The sequence below is a fragment of the Flagellimonas maritima genome (assembly GCF_003269425.1).
Taxonomy (GTDB): Bacteria; Bacteroidota; Bacteroidia; order Flavobacteriales; family Flavobacteriaceae; genus Flagellimonas; species Flagellimonas maritima.
Map to the genome: position 1 here is coordinate 2,129,221 of NZ_CP030104.1, position 24,468 is coordinate 2,153,688.

A 24,468-nucleotide genomic window follows, 5' to 3' on the forward strand; every position below is an offset into this window, starting at 1 on the left:
AATGGTGGACAAATTAGTAGTTAAGTTAGTTTTAGTTTTTTCGGCTGTTGCATCTTTAGTAGCGGGGTGCAATGGCCCGAAAACTAAAAAAAATATCACTAAGAGTACCACTACAAACACCTCTTACTCTGATAAGGAGTTGATGGATAAAGTGCAGCAACAGACCTTCAATTACTTCTGGGAAGGTGCCGAACCAGTATCAGGACTTGCTCGCGAAAGAATACACATGGACAATATATATCCAGAACATGATAAGGATATCGTGACCATTGGCGGTTCGGGATTTGGACTAATGACGATTTTAGTTGGCGTGGAAAGAGGCTTTATAACTCGGGAACAAGCTTTGGAACGTTACGAAAAAGCTGTTAGCTTTCTTGCAAAAGCGGATCGCTTTCATGGAGCTTGGCCACACTGGCTTATGCCAACGGGAAAGACAGCACCTTTCAGCAAACATGATGATGGTGGGGATTTGGTAGAAACCGCTTTTCTAATTCAAGGACTGTTGACCGTTAAAGAATATTTTCAAGAGGGCAATGATAGAGAAAAGCAACTAGCGGCAAAAATTCAAAAACTCTGGGAAGAAGTAGAGTGGGACTGGTATACCAGAAGAGGAGAAAATATACTCTATTGGCATTGGTCTCCCAACTATGAGTGGAAAATGAATTTTGGTGTCAAAGGCTATAATGAAGCGCTTATCATGTATGTTTTGGCCGCTTCATCCCCTACAAATCCTGTCAAAAAAGAAGTTTACACGGAAGGTTGGGCAAGAAATGGAGACATCATGCAAGACACAACATATTATGGCCTAGAAACAGAGTTGAATCATTATTCTGGGGGAAATTCACCTGTAGGACCACTTTTTTGGGCACATTACTCTCATTTGGGATTAAATCCAAAAGGATTGAAAGACCAATATGCTGATTATTGGAAATTAAATCAAAACCATGCACTCATACACTACAAACACAGTGTTGAAAATCCAAATAATTTTAAAGGTTATGGGAAAAAGTGTTGGGGGCTTACCTCTAGCTATTCTATAAAAGGTTACACGTCACATAGACCTGATAAGGACATTAGTGTAATTTCACCTACAGCGGCACTCTCATCGATGCCATATACACCTGACGAAAGTCTACGCTTTTTAAGGTTTATGTATGAAGAACAAGATTCCCTGATCGGAAAATATGGCCCTTACGATGCATTTAGTTTGGAAAAAGATTGGTATGTGCCGAGATATTTGGCCATTGACCAAGGCCCAATTCCCGTTATGATTGAAAACCATAGAACAGGACTTTTATGGAATCTTTTTATGGAAAACGATGATGTACGGAACGGTTTAAAAAAATTGGATTTTGTTACATCGCCCTAAATCTATCGAATCAACGATTAAATAATTTTTTTAAAACCCAGACAAGGGAAAGTATAGTAAGAAATGATAAAAAGGTTATATATACTGTGTTCTCTTATCATATTTTGTGGATGCTCTAGCAATGGGGAAACTGAAGGGATAGACCCTGTTGAACCACCTATTGACCCTATCGGTCCTATAGTGGAACCGGAGCCTTTACCCGATGAAGAGCTAATGGATTTGGTCCAAGAAAGCACTTTTAAATATTTCTGGGATTTTGCCGATACCGCTTCTGGTGCCGCAAGAGAACGCTACCACCCATCTGAACCTGGTTTGGGTGAAGGTACGGTCGCTATTGGAGGAACAGGTTTTGGATTGATGTCGATTTTGGTAGGGATAGAAAGAAACTTCATCGGCAGGGAGGAGGGACTTCAACGATTACAGCAAATTGTGAACTTTTTGGAAACAGCGGATAGGTTCCGTGGAGCATGGTCACATTGGGTGAACGGAAGTACTGGAAAAGTGATTCCGTTCAGTCCTTTAGATGATGGGGGAGACTTGGTGGAAACAGCATTCTTGGTTCAAGGGCTAATATGTGTAAAGGAATATTTCAAAAATGGAAACGAAGATGAGGTGTTATTATCGCAAAAAGTGGATGAGCTCTGGAAGGGAGTAGAGTGGAACTGGTATACACAAAGTCAAAATGTTCTGTATTGGCATTGGAGTCCCCAAAACGAATTTGACATAAATCTCCAGCTAAAAGGATATAATGAAACCTTGATTACCTATGTTCTTGCTGCAGCATCACCAGATTATAGCATCGAAAAAGAAGTCTACGATAACGGTTGGGCATCGAACGGAGGTATTGTTTCGTCCAATGTCCAATATGACATACCTATTTTGGTGAATCATCCCGGCTCTCCACAATTTGGAGGCCCTCTTTTTTGGGCGCATTATTCCTATTTGGGATTAAACCCGAACGGCCTCTCCGATGCCTATGCAGATTATGGGGCAGTTGCTATGAACCATACCAAAATTAATTATCAATACTGCGTTGAGAATCCTTTGGGGTATCGTGATTATGGACCGGAAACATGGGGGCTAACGGCCAGCTATACCAGAAATGATGATGGAAGCATAGGATATGCAGCACACAGTCCCGTTAATGACCGTGGCGTAATTTCTCCAACAGCGGCCATAAGTTCAATCCCGTACACTCCGGAAGAATCCCTGATGGCAATGCAAACATTCTACAGGTTAAAAGATAGGCTTCTGGGACCGGCAGGATTCTACGATGCCTATAGTCCACAAGCTAATTATTGGGTTGCCGATGCATACTTGGCAATCGATCAGGGACCACAGATTGTTATGATTGAAAACTACAGGACAGGCCTTTTATGGAATTTGTTTATGCAGAACGAAGATGTCAAAAATGGATTGGACAAACTTGGTTTTACCTATTAAAAAGATTTACAACAATATTGCATTCCGAGTAGAAATATTAACAACATGAGACTTGAAACAAAAATCCTAAAGCGACTTAAGCTTAAATTATCTATACTAATTGCTTTGGTAGTTTCAATTTCGCATTTTTCACAGGAAATACCTAAAACCTACTGTAACCCCATTAATTTGGATTACACCTATATGATTTATAATGCCCACAAAGATTTGTCCTATCGTTCCGGTGCCGATCCTGCCGTGGTAAGTTTCAAGGATGAATATTACATGTTCGTGACACGGTCAATGGGATATTGGCATTCAAAAGATATGGATGAATGGGAATTCATCCGTCCAAAGCAATGGTATTTCCAAGGTTCCAATGCTCCGGCTGCTCACAATTACAGGGATTCCGTTCTATATGTGGCTGGAAATCCATCGGGTTCTATGAGTGTTTTGCACTCGGAAAATCCTAAAAGCGGTGAATGGAAGGCTACGCCATCTATTTTACATCGCTTACAGGATCCAGCGCTTTTTATCGACGATGATGACCAAGGGTATATCTACTGGGGATCCTCCAACAAATTCCCGATAAGGGCGGAGAAACTGGATAAGAACAAAAAATTCCGTCCCTCTAACGAAATACATGAGCTCTTCAATCTGGACCCGGAAAAACACGGTTGGGAACGTTTTGGCGAAAATCATAAGGACACTATTCTAAGCGGATATATAGAAGGGCCTTGGATGAACAAGTTCAATACTAAATATTACTTGCAATACGGCGCCCCTGGTACCGAGTTCGATGTATATGGCGATGGTGTTTATATTGGAGATTCGCCTCTGGGGCCTTTTGATTATGCCCCTAACAATCCCTTCTCCTATAAACCGGGAGGATTTATCAATGGTGCCGGCCATGGTAGCACGGTTACGGGGCCGGATAACCAGTTATGGCATTTTTCATCTATGGCAGTAAACGTGAACGTGGGTTGGGAAAGGCGTGTAGGCATGTTCCCGACTTATCTCGATGCAGATGGACTCCTGTACTCCAATACCCGTTTTGGAGATTATCCCCACTATGCTCCATCAACAAAAGACAAAAAAGGAGAATTTACGGGATGGATGTTACTCTCCTATAAAAAACCCGTAAAGTCATCTTCCCACTCAGAAAAATATCCGGCAAGTCACTTGGTTGATGAAAAGGTAAAAACGTTTTGGCTGGCAGAAAATACGGATGACACCCAATGGGTCGAAATCGATTTGGAAAAACCAATGCAGATTCGTGCCGTCCAAATAAATTATAACGACTATAAATCGGACATGTATGGTAAAATCCCAGGCTTGTACCATCAGTATACCGTTGAGGCTTCACTCAATGGAAAAGATTGGAAAACCATTGTGAATCAAAGTCAGAATAAAAAAGACGTTCCCAATGATTATGTCGCTCTCAAAAATTTAGAAAAAGCGCGCTACATACGCTATAAAAATATTCATGTGCCAACACCCTATCTGTCCATTTCGGACATCCGTGTTTTCGGCAACGGACAGGGTAAATCGCCAAAAACAGTGAAGAAATTAGCCGTTGAGCGTCATGATAAGAGAAGGGGTGCCCTGGTCACTTGGGAAGCGGTCAAAGATGCCCAAGGCTATAATGTGCTCTGGGGTATCGCTCCTAATAAACTATACAGTTCCTGGCTGGTCTACGGTACAACCGATTTGGAAATAAAGTCGTTGAATACAGATCAAAAATATTACTTCTCTATTGAAGCCTTCAACGAGAACGGAGTTTCCGAACAATCAAAAATTGAAATAGTAGAATAATAATCGAATACACATGAAAAATCAAAAGCCTACTTATATTGTACAGGTCTTTATCTTCCTCTTCAATGCAGTATTGATACAGGCCCAAGAGACCATTCCTCAAGTTGAGGAATTGTTGGATAAAATGACCTTGGAAGAAAAAATAGGGCAACTGAATTTATTGACCCCTGGTGGAGGCGTTGCCACGGGTTCCGTAGTGAGTAAAAACGTGGAAGAAAAAATAAATGCGGGGCAGGTCGGTGGCCTGTTCGGAGTTTCGGGTCCGGAGCGGGTGCGGGTTGCACAAGAACTTGCCGTGAACAATACCCGTTTAAAAATACCACTGCTCTTTGGTTCCGATGTTATCCATGGGTATAAAACCACCTTTCCGATTCCGTTGGGACTTTCAAGCAGTTGGGATATGGACTTGATAAAAAAAGTGGCACGTATTTCCGCTACCGAAGCTACCGCGGATGGCATCAATTGGAATTTTTCACCTATGGTGGATATTGCCAGGGACCCTCGTTGGGGACGTATCGCCGAAGGAGCTGGAGAAGACCCGTTTTTGGGTTCGGCCATCGCCAAAACTATGGTAGAAGGGTATCAGGGCGAAGATATTACGGACCCGAATACCATGCTGGCCTGTGTAAAACATTTTGCGCTCTACGGTGCTTCCGAAGCGGGACGCGATTACCATACCGTCGATATGAGCAGAACCAGAATGTTCAACCAATACCTTCCTCCCTATAAAGCGGCGATAGACGCTGGAGTAGCTACGGTGATGAGTTCTTTCAATGATGTGGATGGCGTACCTGCCTCGGGAAACAAATGGCTGCTCACCGATTTGCTCAGGGAACGATGGGGCTTTAATGGAATGGTAGTTTCTGATTATACCTCCGTGAACGAAATGATCGCTCATGGTCTTGGCGATTTACAGCAAGTATCGGCTTTGGCATTAAAAGCGGGATTGGATATGGATATGGTAGGAGAAGGTTTTCTGACTACCTTAAAAAGGTCGTATGATGAAGGAAAAGTGACCGAACCTGAAATCACGAATGCCTGTAGACGTGTTTTGGAAGCCAAGCACAAACTGGGACTGTTCGAAGACCCTTACCGATACCTTGATGAAAAAAGACCAAAGAAGGATATTTTGACTCCCGAAAACAGACAATCAGCAAGGGAAATCGCGGCGCGTTCGTTCGTGCTGTTCAAAAACCACAATCAGATTTTACCTTTAAAAAAAGACGTAAAGATTGCATTGGTCGGGCCTTTGGCGGACAGTCGAAACAATATGCTGGGTACATGGGCGCCTACGGGGGACACAAAATTGGCGATCACTATTTTAGAGGGTTTTAAAAATGTGGTGCCCAATGCGAAGATAACCTATGCCAAAGGAGCAAATATTTCCAACGACAAGGAGTTGGCAAATAGGGTGAATGTTTTTGGCCCAAGGATTGAAATCGATAAAAAGGCTCCCGAAAAATTACTGCAAGAAGCAATGGAAGCTGCCAATAGTGCCGATATTATCGTTGCCGTTGTGGGCGAAGCTACTGAAATGAGCGGTGAAGCGGCAAGCCGTACTGATATTTCGATTCCCGAAAGCCAGAAAAAAATGATCAGGGAACTGGTCACAACGGGAAAGCCATTGGTACTGGTACTGATGAGCGGAAGGCCGTTGACCATTCTGGAAGAGTTCAATATGCCCGTATCAATTTTACAGGTATGGCATCCTGGTGTAGAAGCGGGGAATGCAATTGCGGACGTTATATTCGGGAATTACAATCCATCTGGAAAACTGACCGCTACCTGGCCCAGGAACGTTGGACAGATTCCTATTTACCATAGTGTCAAAAATACAGGCAGACCTGCGCCAAAAGATAAATTTGAAAAATTCAAATCGAATTACCTGGATGTGGAAAATACGCCTTTGCTTCCTTTTGGATACGGTCTAAGCTATACATCGTTCGAGTACTCGGATTTAGTCTTGGACAAAACTGAAATTGGGCAGAATGAATCGATAAGCGCAACCGTTTCATTGACCAATGTTGGTAATTATGATGGCGAAGAAGTGGTGCAATTATACCTTAGGGATATGGAACGGAGTATAACACCACCAATACGGGAATTAAAAGGGTTTCAGAAAGTTTTTTTAAAGAAAGGTGAAAGTAAGAAGGTGACCATTAAGGTATCGGCAGAGGATTTAAAGTTCTATAATGGTAATCTGGAATTTGTTTCGGAACCTGGGGATTTTGAAGTCTATGTAGGAACGGATTCAAATGCATCATTAAAAGCATCCTTCATAGTAAAATAACGTGAGTTCGATATAAAATGATAACGAAATGTGGACGAAAGTCATTGAATATGGTGGCAGCCACTTCGAGCGCAGTCGAGAAGTTCGTATGATTTGATTTTACCAACTGGTCTCGACCTGACAAAATCAGTTTGAAGAGGACTGTCAAACACATAAAATTTGAATCATATCGAACTTTTTAAATAAGAGAATTTATGCAATTTAGAATTTTTGGTATTCTCATAGCACTTTTCAGTTCCATCGCAACAATGGCTCAAACACGTTATATAGATGCTGTTTTTTCTAAAATAGAGACAAAGACTTATACCTATTCAGACACATTACAACTAGATGTTTATACTTCAAAAAAAGATAAAATAGATAGTAGGCCACTCATCTTATTGGTACATGGAGGAGGGTTCGGCAGTGGAAAACGGGACAATCCATTGGAGAAAAAATTCTGTACCAAAATGGCTGGGAAAGGCTATGTTGTAGCATCCATGAGCTATCGGCTTTTAAGAAAGAATAATGGCTTTGGGTGTACGGTTCCTGCCCGTGAAAAAATAGAGACCTTTCTAACGGCTACAGAGGATATTCTGAAAGCTGCCGATTTCTTGGTAAAAAACGCCATAGACCTAAGGGTGGACCCAAATACTATAATTCTTGCCGGAAGCAGCGCTGGAGCCGAAGCGGTCCTGAATACGGTTTTTATGAAAAACCAATATCGGTTTAAAAAATTGCCTTATGGGGAAATTGGTTTTTCCGGGGTGATTTCCTTTTCTGGAGCTGTTGTGGATTCAGAATATATTTCAAGCGAAACAGCACTGCCATCGATGTTCTTTCACGGAAAGAAAGATAAGCTTGTTCCTTTTGCTACCGCACCGCATCATTATTGCGACCCTGATAAACTAGGTTATTTAATGCTCGATGGCCCCGAAAGTATCGTCAAAAAGTTGGAGGATTTAAATACTTCATATCTATTGGCGGTTGACCCAATTGGTAATCATGATTGGGCCAATTTGGCTTATGGATACACGGATATCATAGCAGAATTTATAGAAAAAACAATTATCAAGAGAAGAATGGTTCAAACAAAAATGGAAATCAGAAGAAACCAATGAAAAAGTACAATAGATTAGTATTGTCGATGATATGCACATTAGTTGTAGTAGGATGCAAAAGCAAGGCAACTGAGGAAGAAACTGTAACGGAACCCCCAAATATTCTGTTCATCATGGCAGATGACCATGCGCTTCAGGCCATCAGTGCATACGGTCATGAGCTAAGCAAATTGGCACCCACGCCCAACATTGACAGAATTGCAAAAAACGGGGCTATTTTTAAAAATAATTCCTGTACCAATTCCATCTGTGGACCCAGCCGAGCGGTCATTTTAACGGGAAAGCACAATCACATCAATGGTTTTAGACAGAACGGGGAGCGTTTTGATGGAAGCCAGCCAACCTTGCCCAAACTATTGAAAAAAGCGGGATATGAAACCGCAATCACTGGAAAATGGCACTTACACGGCAATCCAGAAGGATTTGATTATGCTAGAATACTAGTTGACCAAGGAAATTATTACAATCCCGATTTTATAGAAAATGGAGACACAACCCGAATTGAAGGCTATGCAACAGATATTATAACGGACGATGCCTTGGATTGGTTGCAGCATAAACGAACGGACAGCCTACCGTTTTTTTTGATGGTACATCACAAAGCGCCGCACAGGAACTGGATGCCAGCGCTGAGGCATGTCAACACATACGATTCCGTACAGTTTCCGTTGCCGGATACCTATTTCCCCGATTTTACGGATCAACAGGCCGCCAAAGAACAACAACAGACCATTTATGAGGACATGTACGAGGGCCATGATTTAAAAATGACTTTGGAATACGGCAGCACCGAACTGGCACACAATCCTTGGACCACCGATTTTGAACGGATGTCCCCAGAACAGCGCAAGCAATGGGATGAAGCTTATCTGCCAAAAAACAACGCTTTTCATAAGGCTGATTTAAAAGGGAAAGAGCTGGCCGAATGGAAGGGACAACGCTATCTTCAGGATTATTTAGCGACCATTGCAGCTGTGGATGAAGGCGTAGGCAGGATTTTGGATTATTTGGAAGCGAATGGACTGGACAAGAATACGCTGGTGGTCTACACTTCCGATCAAGGATTTTATCTCGGTGAAAACGGATGGTTCGACAAACGTTTTATGTACGAAGAATCTATGGGGATGCCTTTGGTGATGCAATTGCCAAATAGTATTGAACCAGGTACCGAAGTGGAGGCCCTTACCCAAAACTTGGATTTTGCCCAGACCTTTTTGGATTTTGCCAATGCTTCTGAACTTACAAGTGAGATGCAGGGCGAATCATTTAAAGGTCTATTGGATGGCAGTATGAAAGAAGAGGATTTTAGGGATGTGGTCTATTACCACTATTACGATTATCCAGCCTTCCACATGGTCAAAAAACAGTATGGTATACGAACAAAACGTTACAAATTTATACATTTTTATGATGATATAGATACCTGGGAGTTTTACGATTTGGATAAAGACCCAAAAGAATTGAGTAACTTGATTGATGCGGAATCTTATGCCAAGGTGATTGATGAAATGCATGAAAAATTGGACAGCGTACAGGAACTTTATAAGGTAACCGAAAAAGAATTTGAGAAGGTTTCCAAAGAAAAAGTGGACAGGGCCTACGAGGCTTTTGATAGATTACGCGGTAAAACAAAATGATGGAAAGAATAGCTACTCTGTGTATACTCTTTATTTCACAATTCGTTTGTGGGCAGCAACTAGATGTGCTCACGTACAATATCAAGTATGATAATCCGAAGGATAGTGTAAACGGTTGGGACCAAAGAAAGGACTTTCTTATTTCACAACTTAATTTTTATGCACCAGATGTCTTTGGGACACAAGAAGGACTTATCCACCAGCTTGAGGATATCAAGAATGGACTCGAGGATTATTCTTTCGTGGGTGTTGGACGTGATGAGGGTAACGGTGAAGGGGAGTTTTGCGCAATATTCTATAACCAAAATAAGATAGAACTAGTAGAAGAAAGTACATTTTGGCTGTCGACCACACCCCAAAAACCTTCAAAGGGTTGGGATGCCGCTATAAAACGTATTTGTACCTACGGAAAATTTAAAAGTAAGGAAAACGGAAAGGAGTTTTTTGTATTCAACACGCATTTTGACCATGTTGGAACTCGGGCACGGGAAGAAAGTGCTAAATTAATTCTGAAGCAACTAAAAGAGTTTAATACAAAACAACTTCCAACTATCTTGATGGGGGATTTTAATTTGGAAACTACAAGTGTGGGTATACAGCTCCTTTTGGAAGAATTACAGGATACCCATATAGCGGCTGGAAAAAATGCCCACGGACCCAAAGGTACATTTAACGGATTTGATTTTGCCAAACCCGTTACGCGCAGAATAGATTTTATTTTCACGGATACCAATAGTTTTGAGGTATTAAAAAGTGCTATTTTGAGCGATTCCAAGGATTGCAAGTATCCTTCGGACCATTTACCGGTTTATGCCAGGTTACGGTTAGAGTAACACGAGGTAATAGTAACGTATTGTAAACGAATGTGACTAAATATGGTGGCCGTCACTTCAAGCATAGTCGAGACGCCTATATGGTTTGATTTTTCAAGCTGGTCTCAACCTGAAATACTTCTATAAAAAATTGAAAATAAGTACTAAAATTTGATTCTTACGTCAAACTCACGTAAAAGTAATTTTTAAGATAATTAATGAAACATAATTCTCAATTCCAAAGCAATTGAAAACCCAGAAACTCGGAAAAAGAAAATTACGGATTTTTAAGGTAGCAGCAATATTACTGGTGTTTTTGCTGCTTTTTTTGATTGAGGTTGCCTTAAGGTTTGCCAACTATGGAACCGACTATCCGCTTTTTGTGGAGGCAAAGAGCAATCCCGATTTCTTGGTTATGAATCCCAACATTTCAAAAAAGTATTTTGGCAATGAAAAAGATGCGACTTCTGGTTATTATGAGTTGTTCAAAAAAGAAAAGGATAGTGGAACTACCCGAATTTTTGTTTTGGGGGCTTCGACCGCAGTAGGCTATCCTTACCAAAAAAATGTATCGTTTCACCGTTGGTTACAATACGCTCTCAACACAACATTTATGGAAGAGGAAGTTGAGGTCATCAACCTTTCTTTGACCGCTATAAACTCATACACGCTGTTGGATTTCACAAAGCAACTGGTGAATTATAGTCCAGATGCTGTTTTGATTTATGCAGGACATAACGAATACTATGGAGCTTTAGGTATTGGTTCGGCAAACTCGATTTCCAGACGACCTTGGATGGTAAATATGGCACTGAATTTGAAAAAGTATCGATTGGTGCAATTGGCTGAAACTGGTTTGAACAGTATCGGAAACCTTTTTGATAAAAAAGCAGAGCAAAGGGAGACATTAATGGCAAAGATGGTTGCGGATAGGCAGATCAAATTCGGTTCGGAACGATTTCAAGAGGGAGTCCATCAATTTAGTTCCAATTTTCAACGTATGGCGGATATACTGAAAGAGCAGGGAATTCCTGTTTTTATTTCTACCATTTTCAGCAACGAGAAAGATCTGGCTCCTTTTGTGAGTGACAGTTCCAACACTGAAGAATCTGCAAAACATCAATATGACCTTGGGGTAAAAGCATATAAAGACGCTAATTATTTAGAAGCCAAAAAACGATTCGTTAAAGCAAAAGAATATGACATGCTTCGTTTTAGGGCTCCAGATACGATAAATGCAATTATAAAAGAATTGGTGGACACTCATCAAAATCTTTATTTGGTAGAGACAGCGGAGCGATTTGAAAATGAATCAAAAAATGGTATAATCGGGAACGACTTGTTGCTGGAACACGTGCATCCAAACGTGGATGGTTATGCACTTTTAGGCCATACATTTTATACTTCTCTGGTTGATGAAGAATTGTTCAAAACAAAGCCTAGCCACATTTTTGAGTTAAATGGATTAAAATCGCAAATGCCCATAACAACAGTAGACTCTTTGGCTGGATATTTCGAAATAATCCAGCTCAAAGAAGGCTGGCCCTTTTTTGAGAAGCTCCCCGCCATAAACAGTGATGGGATGAGCGTTCCCGAAAAGCTGGGAGGAAAACTCGCAATTGGAACATTAAACTGGGATGGGGCCATGTCAGAATTAAATCAGTATTACCAAAGTTCGGGGAATAAAGAAGGGCAATTGAAAGTTTCGGAAAGTCTTGCTCTGGAATACCCCTTAAAGGAACAATTTCATACACAAGCTGCAATTCTGGCATTGCAACTAGGTCTGGTAGATAAGTCAAAGTACTATTTTGAGAAAGCATTTTCATTGAATGAGTCTATAGAAATGGCTCACAAAATTGTGGTAACTTTAATCGAAGGGAATACTTTTGAAGCAACATTGCCCTATTTGGAATATTTGGGAGAAAAAGAACCTAACAACAAACAAGTAAGTCAATTATCCGAAGCTATTAATTTGATTATAGATTTTAGAAATAAAAGTGGTGAAATAAAAAGTGAAATGGCTGTTGATGTGGCTAGGAGCTATTTGACTTTAGGGAAAAGAGGCGAAGCTGCAAAAATTTTAAAAAAGGTTCTTGAAAAAGATACATTGAACGAAGAAGCGATAGCACTCTACAAAAAGATAGGCTAGAATACTATGGAAACGATTAAAGAATTTTGGTTATTTCTTAGGACACGAAAAAAGTATTGGTTGATTCCTTTACTGGTCGTACTTCTTTTTATCAGTGTCATAGTTGTCTTAACTGCAAGCTCCGCACTTGCACCATTCATTTACTCCTTATTTTAGCAATGGTTTCGATATCTAAAAAACAATGTGTAGAAACAGGTATCTTAATTTCAATACTGTTCTTAGTACTGTTTTTATTTTATCGTAATGAGACGATATTCATTTGGATTTCTTTGAGTCTTTTATTTTTGGACCTGATAATTCCTTTCATTTTTTACCCATTTGCCTATTTGTGGTTTGGTCTTGCCAAATTATTGGGATTTGTTTCGACCAAAGTTTTACTAACGATAACATTTGTATTTATTGTGATTCCTATGGGGCTTCTGCGAAGATGGTCGGGAAGGGACAACCTTCACCTGAAACAATTTAAGAAAACTTCAAAATCGGTATTTGTCAAAAGGAAACATTTGTATCATCCCGAAGACTTGAAAAACACCTTCTAATGGCTACTGCTATCCTAGGTATTTCCGCATACTTTCATGACAGTGCCGCCGCGGTTCTTATCAATGGAGAAATCGTAGCTGCCGCTCAAGAAGAAAGATTTACCCGGATAAAGGGAGATGCCTCTTTTCCAGTAAATGCCATAGCCTATGTTTTGGAAGAGGCAGGTATCCGCAAAGAGGATTTGCTTGCGGTTGCCTTTTATGAAAAACCCTTGTTACGATTTGAGCGATTGTTGGAGACCTACCATACCTTTGTCCCAAGTGGACTGCCAAGCTTTTTAAAAGCTATGCCAGTTTGGTTAAAGGACAAGCTTTTCGTCAAGAGAACGATAAAAAAACATTTTAAGGAGTTGGGTTTTTCCAATGTGAAGCTATACTTTACAGAACATCATTTGTCGCATGCCGCAAGTGCTTTCTTTCCGAGTCCATTTTCAAAAGCTACAATACTTACCTTGGATGGAGTGGGCGAATGGGCCACTGGTTCTGTAGGTTTTGGAGAGAATAATAGTATAAAAATCTTGAGGGAACAACAATTTCCACACTCTTTGGGCTTGTTATACTCAGCGTTTACCTACTATCTGGGTTTTAAGGTGAATAGGGGAGAATACAAGGTCATGGGACTGGCTTCCTACGGTAATCCGAACAGTTTGGAAACACAACAATATATTACCAAGATAAAGTCAAATTTAGTAGATGTAAGAATAGACGGTTCCTTATTGCTTAACATGCCATACTTTAGGTTTGCCACGCATTTGACCATGACAAATGATGTTAGATGGGCGAATCTATTTTCCATTCCAAGAAGAAATCCTAAAGATGATTTGCATCAATCACATGCCAACCTTGCTTTTGCCATCCAACAGGTTCTGGAAGAAATTGTTCTGAAAATGGCTAAATCGGCAATAGCACTTACAGCTTGTCGAAATTTGGTTATTGCTGGTGGAGTAGGGTTGAACTCGGTATCAAACGGGAAATTACTGGATGACCCAAATATTGAGAACCTTTGGATACAACCAGCGGCGGGTGATGCTGGTGGAGCATTGGGAGCAGCACTTTCGGTTTGGCATATCGTTGAGAACAGGGAAAAAAAAGTGCAACTGCCAGACGGTATGCACGGTGCTTTTCTAGGGCCTTCTTTTACTATAAGTCATATCAGCAATATTGCTCAAAAAATTGAAAAATCTACTTATGAATTACATGACAATGAAAATGAACTGATTGCCAAAACGGTCAATGCCTTGGTTGAAGGAAAGATAGTAGGATGGTTTCAGGGCAGGATGGAATTTGGTCCCAGGGCATTGGGCAACCGTAGTATACTGGCAGACCCTAGAAATCCCAAAATGCAAAAACGTATCAATGAGAAAATAAAATTTAGGGAGAGCTTCAGACCTTTTGCTCCTTGTGTCTTAGAGGAAGATGTACATGATTATTTTGATTTGGAAATACCTTCGCCCTACATGCTGTTGGTACGACAGGTTAAATCCGAAAGGTGTAAAAATGAAGTAAACGAATCAACAACTTTAATGGAGAGACTTTCACAAGTACGTTCTGATATTCCTGCGGTTACGCATGTAGATTATTCCGCTAGAGTACAGACCGTATCAAAAGCTACCAATCCAAAATTTTGGAGACTTCTAAAGGCATTTAAAGAAAAAACGGGTTACGGGCTTTTAATCAATACAAGCTTCAATATAAAGGACGAACCCATCGTTTGCAACCCACATGATGCACTGCACTGTTTTAAAGAAACAGAAATGGACGTTTTGGTCATGGAAAATGTAATCATTTCCAAAACTTAAATAGTGGAAACTTTAAAAAAGTCTGTATTTATCAAAATATATAGAAAGGAATGGTATTTAAATTTCTTTACCTATAATTGTAGATTGGCATTGTATTTTTTGGCTTATTTTCTTATCTGAATAAAAGATATTTTACCATCCAAGTTTCCTCCACCATTATAGAGTCTTGTAACCCCATCTGTATCTGTGTTGATAGTTTGTTCAAATGTGGCAATATTCTTAAACTTAACATTTCGATCCACTCTTATTAAGGTCCAATCATCTCTTTTGGTTGTATTCGATAATCTATCATCGTTATGGTCAAATACAAAAATTCGCGTTCCGGATTCCACGTTATATAGCTTCATATAAGAAATGTCATCGTTGGATATACCCCTATTGTTGTTTTTACAATCAATATCAAGGTTTTCAGTAAGTGTAATGGTGGCTTTTATTTCTCCACTATCAAATCCGCCACTGTAAAGATTTAACATTGGACCGGTAGGAATGTCCGAAATCTCCAATCTCGATATTTTACCGTCTAAATTTCCTTCTTTAAAATAAATTACCCGTATATCGTCATCTTCTTGATGTCTCTCAAAAGAGTCTATTACTTTTTGACTAATGTCCCTTTTTACAATAATTTCAGCCCAATCATCCAATCTGCTTGCATTGGAATTATCAAAAACCTTAATTACTGTTCCCGCTGGTATGTCAAATAAAACCATTGACCTGGCTTTATCGTTATCTATTGTACCAATCTGGGTGAAATTAAACGTACTTCCATTCTGAAAGTTCGTTATACTTCCTGCAAAACCCTGTGTTCCTCCATTCCCTTCCCTTAACTCAATTTTAGGGTGTAAAATTTTATTGGCACTCGTTGCGATAGGGGGTGATAAATCGACTTCGATTCTTGAAACTTTCCCATTGATGTTGCCACTGCCAGCTACAGTAGTATAAACAATTCTAAAATCCGGATTGGAGTCGGAGTTTTGCTCAAAATTATAAATCACAATATCCGAAGCATCTCTTTTAAAAATAATTTCTGAAAAATCATCTTGATTATCATCTGATTTGTTGTCGAATACCTTTATAGTGGCACCTGATGGAAAGTTTCTGACCCTTAATCCATGAATATCATCATTTGGCATTGAGGGAGATTCTATAATTCTGACATTGCCGTCAACAATGGTGTACCCGTTCCTTACATCTCTTTCCTTATCCATGAGCATCATGTAAGTTGTGCCGTCCTTTCCATGTTTTGAATTGTACATAATTTCGAGGCCATTAATGTCCCGTGCAGTGAAATTGTTATTTCCTAGGCTAGTGACCCCATCATTTGGTGATATACTATTACAACTAGGCCTGGAAAACGTTGTAGATGCATAATGCATAATGGAAGTAGCATCATAATCCCCAAATGCGGTTCCATTTCTTTTCTTGAAATTATGATTGCGCCCATCTTGAATACAGTCGAAATTTATGGTTACAAAATCATCACGGTCTGGGCGAGACTGCTCATGATATACTCCAGCAGTATGTAAAAATTCATGTTTAATAACGCTTTCTGAAATAGCCGAAGATAACCTCACAATATGACTATTTTTTAAAAGGTGGCAAGTCCCGCACTTTCCTACAGGTGAAGAACCACTGTTATTGGTAAGTCCATTTGTTTCTATTTTAATGTACTCATCCTGACTGGTTCGTGGTATCATGGTCAAATTGGTACGGGTATTTATAGAATCAATTGCTTTATTAATTTCACTTATTGCCCTGGTGCCCCTAAAATCCGAAGTTTTAATTTCAAAAGGAATTAATCCACCTTTCCAAAGTCTGTCGTCAAATTGGTTAAGGCCAAATGCAAAGGAAGTGCCATTTTGTATTAAACTATCAACGGCTATAAGGTCTTCAATTTTACCGATTTCTATGTCACCATCTATATATCCATTTCCATTTTTGACTTCGACCACTTCCAATGAGGCGTTTGAAAAGAAAGGTAAAAAGACAGTCAACTCCATAAATTCAACTTTATTTTCTTTTATAAATTGTTTTATTTTAAGCCTATTTTGATTGTTTATCCTGACTACATTATTGGGGTGTTCAACTTTTTTAAATTCTAGGATTGGTTTCTGAATTGGTTTTTTTTGGACTTTTGATAATTCTTTCTCTTCCTCTGTTGGAATTTTATTTGTTGATCGGCATGAGCAAAAGAATAAAAAAGGAATGCTTAGCATCAAAAAAATTCCCCGTATAATCTTTTTTTTATTGGTTGACTTTTCCATTTAAATATAACTTAGATTAAAATGATATTTCTTACTTGGTATTTTGATCAAAGTCCAAGTTGCCTTCAATTTTGACATTAGTTGATTTTTCTCTTCTGAAGGGTGTCCGGGATTACTAAATGATACTACCAATACTGTGTATGGGTAGAATTAATTGTTCTATGGATGTATGAATCAATTCTAAAATAAAGCTTAGTAAGATCATCAAAAGTTTTAGATACGTATTTGGAAATCACCAAAATCTAATTTCCAAATATATATGCTAGAGATACCTTAAAAGCACGATTCTTAAGGGTTGAGTTACCAAAATCATTACTTTCTGCAATGTTTATTAAGCCTAAGTCATAACCGGCATTGAGCATCAATCCATTTTTAAACTCGTATCCTAGCCCAAAAATAGCAGAGGTATCAAAACCTTTAAATTGATCTTTAACATTGGTATCCTGAGAGGAAGATTCATTGGATTCATTCTTTTGTTTTGCAGTAAGCAACAAAGCGGGCTGTAGACCGCCATAAGCACTAAAACCCGTATTTCTAAATTGATATCTTGCCAAAATAGGTGCTTCCAAATAAGATAAATTTAATTTGTTCTCTTGTGAAAATACTTCTTCTCCAAATTCCCCGCCTTCGCTTTCAAAAGAGCTCTTGGAACCTTTATTGGCATAGCCAAGCCCAGTTTCTAATCTCAGATTATCATTGACTTTAAATAGTGCATTCGCTCCTAGTTGAATTCCCAATTTAGATTCGTTGTTGTCATCTCCATAATCACCGTCCTCACTCAAGTTTGAAAAATTTGCGCCGCCGGCAACACTATAAATAGGTTTGCAAAACAAAGGACCTTTTCCTATGCAACAACTCGTAAAAGTCAATGCTAAAAGTGCAACACACGTGAATCTCAATAAATTTTTCATTTTGTTTAGTTTTAAGGGTTATTTAATCGATTATTACGCTCCAATCCTTTCCCATCACATATGATGTGCCGCCGCTACTACCTGCACCTATTCCAGTATAGTTATTTCGGTAGAAAGAATTATTGCCTTGTCTTTTGGCCAAATAAATAAGATTGAACGAAGCAGCTTTGCCTTCTTTACCACCATTGCCAAAATTGTCCAACCAAAATCTGCCGGGAACGACCTTGATTATTTGTTGAAGATTGCGAACATCTTGATAGTGCAATTGCCTTCCATTTACAAATACTCCTGTATTGCCATTACTGGCATTACTTTTTAAACTGCTGCCTACTTGGAGTCCTGCAGGAATGAAACCTTGAGTTGGGCCATTTTGGAAGCCCCAAGCTCCACTACGATCATCATACCAATAAGTACCATTTTTTATATTTATGTTGTACCGATCGGAAACCTTTTCTAAGTCGCTTTTGGATAAACGAGCTCCATTTACGGTTACCGAAGTCTGTGCTCTTACTATAGTTACTAAACAAACAAAGGACAAAAACAGGTACTTTTTTATAGCTATCATAACAATTTGGATTTTGTGGACCGATAGCCCATTGATATTGAAAGGTCTTTGGATGCTTCTGCAACGGCGTCTCTAAATAGTTGCTTTTGATTTTTAGCTTTTTGTTGCGGTTTGATCCTTTTTTTAAAAGGAGTTTTCAACGTTACTTGGGGGAACATTTTAAAAACTTTGTGTATTACGTACATATATTTTGTTTTAAAATGTTTATTGTCTTTATGTAAGGATTGGATTGCTCGTTTAAAATGGTTTTATCTTAATACACATGGACCTTCGTCTGGCTGAAGTTGTTCTACAATCAGTTCTTGTCCATTGGCCCCGATACTTCCATTGATTACGTTGAAATCATCAAAAGGCACCCCTACATTACCAACATTGAACGGCAATCTGCTTTGTGCGAAATCCACAAAATCCTCGGCTATTCTAAAGGTGGCATAAAATTCATTTCCTGTTTGACGATAGATGCCATACCCTCTCCGAATAATCGGGTTTGCCGAACCAGAAACAAAAGTTTCTTTCTGGCGGAAAATGGAACCGAGAACGGGAAATTCAGTGGGAACTGCAGAGTGGACCAACTCAATTGCGTTGTCCTCATCTGTGGCCGCTTGGATATTGATATTAGGACAATCGTAATTAGCATTCACTCTTGGAGGCTGCCGACTATTAAAACCATGGCCAATACATATAGCCACCATTTCGCTGGTAGCAAAGGCGGCCACTAAACCAAATTGTGGCATAATTACAGTACTCGATTCATTTAATCCATTAGGAAAAGGCATAGCTGGGCCACCATCCATTCTTAGGGTAAGTTGGTCATTGATATAGGTGTAATTACCTCTAAAAGAAAAATCTTGGTTGGTATCAGTGGTAAAAAGTACATCAAAGGTTCCATCAACATGAAAATTAAAATACCATTCTAGATTTGAATTTCGTCTTGCACATATATAAAGAGCTTCAAAATTTTGATTTGGCGTGAACGGAAAGAGATTGTTTATCGTTTCTATTAAGTTTTCTTCATTTGGAGAAGTGTTGACATCGTCACTTTCGGAGCACGAAGAAATCAAAAGGATAAAAATTAGTATGAGCTTGGAACAACGTTTCATTTTACAGTATTTGTTAAGAAGTTTTTTTGGGGGGAGGAACATTTTAAAAACTAATACAGAATACTGCATAGAATTTTTAAATGTTTTCAGTAATTCGTTGCTAAATTCAGATAATTATGCCCGGAATTTTTAGCTTCAAAATGCTAAAAACACAAATAGCTGAAAACTACTAGAAGAAGGAAAATGAGATTGGGCGTTGGGAGAAAATATTATAATAGAAAGATACTCAGCTGATACTTTGAGATTTTTAAAAATAGTGAAAATAGGGTATTATCAAGTTAGTAATTACATGTTACAGCCAACCCCGCTTAATGGCATATTTGACCAATTCGGCGCTATTTTTAATATCAAGTTTTAAGAGAATATTTTGCCTATGCGATTCTATTGTATGTTTGCTCAAAAATAATTTTTCTGCAATTTTTTTAGTGGTAAGCCCTTCGGCAATCAAGGTAATCACCTCTTTTTCGCGAGGCGATATCAACTCTCCTTTATTGCATTCCTGTAAGCTTTGCAATACCAAATGTGTAGTTTCTGGAGGATAATAGTTCCCTTTCCTGTGCACTTCTTGTATGGCGGATAGAAGCACTTCTTTATCTGAATCCTTTTTTAGATAGCCAGTGGCACCAGCCTTTACTATGTTTTTTATAAACTCTGCAGAGCTGTGCATGGTCAAGGCTAGGGTCCTGGTCTTGAGCTTTGCTTTTTTTATTTTTTTCAATACTTCAAAACCATCTATTTTAGGCATTTCTATATCCAACAGCAACACGTTTGGTTGTAGTTCAGCCAGTAGTTCAAGTGCTTCGAACCCATCGCCTGCCTCTCCTATTACTTTTATGCCCTTAGCCTCACCAAGCATGGCAACCATACCTTGGCGAAACAGCTTATGATCGTCAGCAATGAGTACCGTAATCATCTAAATAGGTATTTGAATGTTTAAAGTAGTTCCCTTATTTTTAGAAGAGTCCAAGGTAAAATTACCATTTAACATCTTTATACGTTGTTCAATATTTTTTAAGCCTTGGCCTTCTTTTGAACTGGACAATACGCCAATACCATCGTCTTCTATGAGCATGCTCAAATGTTGTTTGTGCTTGTTTAAATGTATGTAAAGATTTTTTGCTTTGGCATGTTTGAGCACATTTTGTATGGCTTCCTGTACAATACGATATAGTTGAATCTCTTTTAGCGGCTCAATACGGTCTTCCATTTGTGTGGTATATAGCTGCGCATGGATTTCTTCTTTGTTCAATTGCTCCAACAGCGTATTTATAGCTGGTACGAGTCCAAATCGTACCAATTCCCCAGGCATTAGATTATGTGAAATTTGCCGTACCTGATCGCTAGTTTGATTTAACGCCAAGAGCGCTTCATCCATTTCTGAAGGGACTTCCTTTAATTTTCCAATAACATTCTGGAGGTTATTTTTGGTCAAGGCCAAAGAGCCGCCAATACTGTCGTGTAAATCTTGGGAAATACGCTTTCTTTCGGCTGTTTGTGTTTCTGAAATGGTCAAAAGCAACTCGTTTTGTCTCTTGTTTTGAAGTCGTTGCTTAAATAGAAAGAATGTAAGCAATGTAATGATGGATAAAGCAACCAGACTAAAACTTAATTGTCTTAATTTACGATCTTGATTTGTAATTGTAACTTCGCTTTTAAGCTGCTCTTCGGATAGTTTTAGAATCTCATTTTCTTTTTTTTCTGTTTCGTATTTAATTTCTAATTCGCTGATAGCTTTTAAATGATTTTCTCCAATGAGGCTATCATTTAAGTCATGATAGCTAGCAAAATAATTTAATGCTTTTTTTGGCTGGTCCAAAGCATAATAGAATTCGGAAATATTAAGATAGGCATCTCTTAGCTTATCCCTGTTTCCTAGGTCTTTTGTCATTTGCATCCCTTTTTGGATATTGATAAGACCTATAGTGTTTCTTCCAAGTTTATGTTGAATCCAACCTAAGTTTTGATAACCTAATGCAACCGATGCAGCATCATTTTGAAGTTCGGCAATTTGTAATCCTTTGCGGTAATAATCTAATGCTTTTAAGTTTTGATTTTGAACATCATTAAGCTTTCCAAGGTTATTGTAATTTCTGGCTATAGATAAACTATCACCTTTTAAAATATCAAACTCTAAATCCTTTAAAAACCATTCTTCAGACTTTTTAAACTCACCTTTTTCCGCGTATACAATAGCCATATTACCAATCGCTCTCGATTTTTCAAAGTCATTGGCATTTAGTTCTGCATTTTTCAAGGCACGTTCTGTATAGTCTTTAGCTTTCTGCCAATCAAGAGTAGCACTATAGACGACACTTATATTATTTAGAATACCGGCTCTACAATTATTTAACTCCATACTCTCACATATTTCCAATGCCTTGAAATGATTTTTAAGGGCATCTTCATACTCTGATTTAAAATAGTAGCATGTTCCTAGTGAGGATAATACATAGATTACTTCTTCTTCTGTCCCAAAATTTTTTATTTTCAAGGCATTACCACATTCTATTATCGATTCTGAATAGTTGTGGTGGTACAATAAATTACGTGATTCCAATAGATGATACATAAAACTTACTCTGTTATTTTTTTCTAAATCTATCTTTGATTTAATCTTCTCGAGAAAAGTTTTCATTTCTTCCTTCTCACCAATGCTTTGTATGGTTTTAGCTATTTGTAGATAATTGAGGATTTTTTTTTCATTTACTTCTTTTTTGTTCAATTTCTTCTGGAGAATTTTTAGACTATCCTTTTTGTCTAAAATGGGGCTTTGCTGAGCAAAGCAAAATTGAAAAATTCCAAAAAATAGGAATAACATAAAGCACCAATTTTTTTTACTGTCCATAATCTACCTGATTTTGAGATAACTAAATGTAAATGATTGTTTTAATAAACACAAAAGACCTATTATTAGCGGTTTAAAAAATGACGGGCTATGAGATTGTTTTTAAACAAATTATTTTTCTCTGAGTAATTCGTTAATGCTCTTTTATAGATTTTTTAATAAACTTATTACAGGGTGCCATAATGTATTTTAAGAGAGCAGTAAATTGTATCCTTCATCGTTACTAAATGATTCTATACATTTAAAAGAGATGTTATAGTTGGAGTTTTCATTTTAATTCAAAACATCTCAATATTTAAAGACAATTCACAATTTTTATAATCTATGCCTTACTCGGTGCGGTGAATAATTTTTAAACTAAAAACTACCATAATATGTAATGGAATCAATTGATCAAAAAGACTCTTTCTGAAGCAATAATTTGAATCTGTTAATTATAATCATTAAAATGGAGGTCAATGATTGATAGTAAAAGGTAGGAATATTTCTGTTGAGCAGTAAAAATTAAATAGATAATTCTTCGCTATATTGTAATTCCAAATGATGAAATGTTTATGTAACATGGGAAATACTCTTTTATAAATAAAAACCATATCCTAACAGTACAGTAATAAAATACCACTAAAGGAGAACATTTTCTTAATGAAGTGTTTAAGTACAAAAATTGTTTATGGTTAAGAAACCATCTTTAAAAGATATTGCAAAAAAAGCAGAGGTCTCCATTGCAACGGTCTCCTATGTACTGACTAGGGGCACAGATAGTGGAATAAGTCCACAGGTTTCTGAAAAAATCAGAAAAATTGCCAGAGAACTAAATTATAGGCCCAACCAAATTGCACAAAGCCTGCAAAGTGGAAAAACGTATTCAATTGGGTTGATTGTGGCCGATATATCTAACCCTTTTTTTGCCAATATTGCCAGAATTATTGAAGATGAGGCCAAAAGATACAACTACACGGTAATTTTTGGTAGCTCTGATGAAAATGCCAAAAAATCCGCAGACCTCCTAACATTTTTAGTTGATCGTCAAGTTGATGGCTTTATAATTGCGCCAGCAGAGCACTCGGAAAAACAACTAAAATTACTTAAAAAAGAAAAAATACCATTTGTTTTAATCGATAGGTACTTTCCTAATATCGAATCTAATTTTGTTATCATAAATAATTTTGATTCAACATTTAATGCCACAAAAAAACTTATCGATTCTGGACATAAAAAGATAGGTATGGTAGGATATGATAGTAAATTAAATCATATGAAAGAACGTATAAGAGGTTATTCTGAAGCAATGGAAAATGCAGGTTCAAGCCGTTTGGAAAAAAATATTAAAACAGTGAAATTTGAAAGTATATCCGAAGAAATAAGTTTAAAAATTGAAGAACTCTTACTTTGTGAGCAACCCGTAACCGCCATTCTCTTTGCAACCAATACTTTGGCGATTCACGGAATGAAAAGTATTGATGCGCTAAAACTGAGTGTGCCAGAAGATGTCTCAGTTATTGTTTTTGACGCTTCTGATGCCTTTGATTTTTATTCTTGCCCACTTACCTATATTCAACAACCTCTTTTGGAAATTGGTACTCGAGCGGTTAATGTCTTAATCGAAAAAATTGATAATCCAAGTGAAAACTTCTCAAAAGTGCATCTCCAAACCAAACTCGTTCTCAAGGACTCCGTCTCCATTAAAAAGCCTATTTGATTTTTAAAAAAAAATCTCAAATTTTAAATCTTATAACTAACTTAAACGTTTAAGTAATATATTTGATGAATTCTCACAATACAATTTTATGTATTCAGATTGATTTTTGAGAGCCCTATTTGGCAACTCATCTAAAAAATGGACTTACAAATTTT

At 38.1% G+C, this 24,468-nt stretch carries 18 protein-coding genes; 11 read left to right on the forward strand and 7 right to left on the reverse strand.

Annotated features, from left to right (window positions below):
• The first annotated feature begins 1 nt into the window (after position 1).
• From HME9304_RS09475 to HME9304_RS09520, 10 genes are all read left to right on the forward strand, one after another.
• On the forward strand, positions 2-1,369 hold the full coding sequence (locus tag HME9304_RS09475; protein WP_112378364.1) for a glucoamylase family protein: 1,368 nt from the start codon (positions 2-4) through the stop codon (positions 1,367-1,369).
• A gap of 63 nt (positions 1,370-1,432) precedes the next feature.
• On the forward strand, positions 1,433-2,812 hold the full coding sequence (locus HME9304_RS09480) for a glucoamylase family protein (RefSeq protein WP_112378365.1): 1,380 nt from the start codon (positions 1,433-1,435) through the stop codon (positions 2,810-2,812).
• A 45-nt stretch (positions 2,813-2,857) separates the two neighbouring features.
• On the forward strand, positions 2,858-4,606 hold the full coding sequence (locus tag HME9304_RS09485; protein WP_112378366.1) for a family 43 glycosylhydrolase: 1,749 nt from the start codon (positions 2,858-2,860) through the stop codon (positions 4,604-4,606).
• A 13-nt stretch (positions 4,607-4,619) separates the two neighbouring features.
• Positions 4,620-6,896, forward strand: a complete 2,277-nt coding sequence (gene bglX, locus HME9304_RS09490) for a beta-glucosidase BglX (RefSeq protein ID WP_112378367.1) — start codon at positions 4,620-4,622, stop codon at positions 6,894-6,896.
• A 194-nt stretch (positions 6,897-7,090) separates the two neighbouring features.
• Positions 7,091-7,996, forward strand: a complete 906-nt coding sequence (locus HME9304_RS09495) for an alpha/beta hydrolase (RefSeq protein ID WP_112378368.1) — start codon at positions 7,091-7,093, stop codon at positions 7,994-7,996.
• Positions 7,993-9,633, forward strand: a complete 1,641-nt coding sequence (locus tag HME9304_RS09500; RefSeq protein ID WP_112378369.1) for a sulfatase family protein — start codon at positions 7,993-7,995, stop codon at positions 9,631-9,633. The genes HME9304_RS09495 and HME9304_RS09500 overlap by 4 nt, the downstream gene beginning before the upstream one ends.
• Complete coding sequence (locus HME9304_RS09505) at positions 9,630-10,466, forward strand: endonuclease/exonuclease/phosphatase family protein (protein ID WP_112378370.1); 837 nt, start codon at positions 9,630-9,632, stop codon at positions 10,464-10,466. Before HME9304_RS09500 ends, HME9304_RS09505 begins: the two co-directional genes overlap by 4 nt.
• A gap of 226 nt (positions 10,467-10,692) precedes the next feature.
• Entirely contained in the window at positions 10,693-12,594 is a 1,902-nt protein-coding gene (locus HME9304_RS09510; protein WP_112378371.1) for an SGNH/GDSL hydrolase family protein, read from the forward strand.
• Positions 12,595-12,600: 6 nt separating this feature from the next.
• Positions 12,601-12,750 (forward strand): DUF5989 family protein, encoded by a 150-nt coding sequence (locus tag HME9304_RS17180; protein WP_239023234.1) that lies wholly within the window; start codon positions 12,601-12,603, stop codon positions 12,748-12,750.
• Positions 12,751-13,132: 382 nt separating this feature from the next.
• Complete coding sequence (locus tag HME9304_RS09520) at positions 13,133-14,932, forward strand: carbamoyltransferase family protein (RefSeq protein ID WP_112378373.1); 1,800 nt, start codon at positions 13,133-13,135, stop codon at positions 14,930-14,932.
• Positions 14,933-15,036: 104 nt separating this feature from the next.
• On the opposite strand, the gene HME9304_RS09525 is transcribed toward HME9304_RS09520, so the two are convergent.
• The 7 genes from HME9304_RS09525 to HME9304_RS09555 form a co-directional block, all read right to left on the reverse strand.
• Entirely contained in the window at positions 15,037-17,193 is a 2,157-nt protein-coding gene (locus HME9304_RS09525; RefSeq protein WP_112378374.1) for a M12 family metallopeptidase, read from the reverse strand.
• A gap of 242 nt (positions 17,194-17,435) precedes the next feature.
• The gene (locus tag HME9304_RS09530) at positions 17,436-18,104 is read right to left on the reverse strand and encodes a porin family protein (protein ID WP_112378375.1); all 669 of its coding nucleotides are present in this window, start codon (positions 18,102-18,104) and stop codon (positions 17,436-17,438) included.
• Positions 18,105-18,126: 22 nt separating this feature from the next.
• Positions 18,127-18,669, reverse strand: coding sequence for a hypothetical protein (locus HME9304_RS09535; RefSeq protein WP_112378376.1), 543 nt, complete (start codon positions 18,667-18,669; stop codon positions 18,127-18,129).
• Positions 18,666-18,854 (reverse strand): hypothetical protein, encoded by a 189-nt coding sequence (locus HME9304_RS09540; protein ID WP_112378377.1) that lies wholly within the window; start codon positions 18,852-18,854, stop codon positions 18,666-18,668. Before HME9304_RS09540 ends, HME9304_RS09535 begins: the two co-directional genes overlap by 4 nt.
• A 63-nt stretch (positions 18,855-18,917) precedes the next feature.
• Complete coding sequence (locus tag HME9304_RS09545; protein ID WP_123877430.1) at positions 18,918-19,769, reverse strand: hypothetical protein; 852 nt, start codon at positions 19,767-19,769, stop codon at positions 18,918-18,920.
• Between the two features lie 292 nt (positions 19,770-20,061).
• The gene (locus HME9304_RS09550) at positions 20,062-20,682 is read right to left on the reverse strand and encodes a response regulator transcription factor (RefSeq protein WP_112378379.1); all 621 of its coding nucleotides are present in this window, start codon (positions 20,680-20,682) and stop codon (positions 20,062-20,064) included.
• Positions 20,683-22,491 (reverse strand): tetratricopeptide repeat-containing sensor histidine kinase, encoded by a 1,809-nt coding sequence (locus HME9304_RS09555; protein WP_164674827.1) that lies wholly within the window; start codon positions 22,489-22,491, stop codon positions 20,683-20,685.
• 793 nt (positions 22,492-23,284) lie between these two features.
• On the opposite strand from HME9304_RS09555, the gene HME9304_RS09560 reads away from it, so the two are divergent.
• Positions 23,285-24,313: a LacI family DNA-binding transcriptional regulator gene (locus HME9304_RS09560; protein WP_112378381.1), complete on the forward strand. Its 1,029-nt coding sequence runs from the start codon at positions 23,285-23,287 to the stop codon at positions 24,311-24,313.
• Positions 24,314-24,468 lie beyond the last annotated feature (155 nt).

What these genes read in the sequence shown, in the direction of transcription:
- HME9304_RS09475 (WP_112378364.1), top strand. Translation starts at nt 2, where the DNA reads ATGGTGGACAAATTAGTAGTTAAGTTAGTTTTAGTTTTTTCGGCTGTT.
- HME9304_RS09480 (WP_112378365.1), top strand. Translation starts at nt 1,433, where the DNA reads ATGATAAAAAGGTTATATATACTGTGTTCTCTTATCATATTTTGTGGA.
- HME9304_RS09485 (WP_112378366.1), top strand. Translation starts at nt 2,858, where the DNA reads ATGAGACTTGAAACAAAAATCCTAAAGCGACTTAAGCTTAAATTATCT.
- bglX (WP_112378367.1), top strand. Translation starts at nt 4,620, where the DNA reads ATGAAAAATCAAAAGCCTACTTATATTGTACAGGTCTTTATCTTCCTC.
- HME9304_RS09495 (WP_112378368.1), top strand. Translation starts at nt 7,091, where the DNA reads ATGCAATTTAGAATTTTTGGTATTCTCATAGCACTTTTCAGTTCCATC.
- HME9304_RS09500 (WP_112378369.1), top strand. Translation starts at nt 7,993, where the DNA reads ATGAAAAAGTACAATAGATTAGTATTGTCGATGATATGCACATTAGTT.
- HME9304_RS09505 (WP_112378370.1), top strand. Translation starts at nt 9,630, where the DNA reads ATGATGGAAAGAATAGCTACTCTGTGTATACTCTTTATTTCACAATTC.
- HME9304_RS17180 (WP_239023234.1), top strand. Translation starts at nt 12,601, where the DNA reads ATGGAAACGATTAAAGAATTTTGGTTATTTCTTAGGACACGAAAAAAG.
- HME9304_RS09520 (WP_112378373.1), top strand. Translation starts at nt 13,133, where the DNA reads ATGGCTACTGCTATCCTAGGTATTTCCGCATACTTTCATGACAGTGCC.
- HME9304_RS09525 (WP_112378374.1), bottom strand. Translation starts at nt 17,193, where the DNA reads ATGGAAAAGTCAACCAATAAAAAAAAGATTATACGGGGAATTTTTTTG.
- HME9304_RS09530 (WP_112378375.1), bottom strand. Translation starts at nt 18,104, where the DNA reads ATGAAAAATTTATTGAGATTCACGTGTGTTGCACTTTTAGCATTGACT.
- HME9304_RS09535 (WP_112378376.1), bottom strand. Translation starts at nt 18,669, where the DNA reads ATGATAGCTATAAAAAAGTACCTGTTTTTGTCCTTTGTTTGTTTAGTA.
- HME9304_RS09540 (WP_112378377.1), bottom strand. Translation starts at nt 18,854, where the DNA reads ATGTACGTAATACACAAAGTTTTTAAAATGTTCCCCCAAGTAACGTTG.
- HME9304_RS09545 (WP_123877430.1), bottom strand. Translation starts at nt 19,769, where the DNA reads ATGAAACGTTGTTCCAAGCTCATACTAATTTTTATCCTTTTGATTTCT.
- HME9304_RS09550 (WP_112378379.1), bottom strand. Translation starts at nt 20,682, where the DNA reads ATGATTACGGTACTCATTGCTGACGATCATAAGCTGTTTCGCCAAGGT.
- HME9304_RS09560 (WP_112378381.1), top strand. Translation starts at nt 23,285, where the DNA reads ATGGTTAAGAAACCATCTTTAAAAGATATTGCAAAAAAAGCAGAGGTC.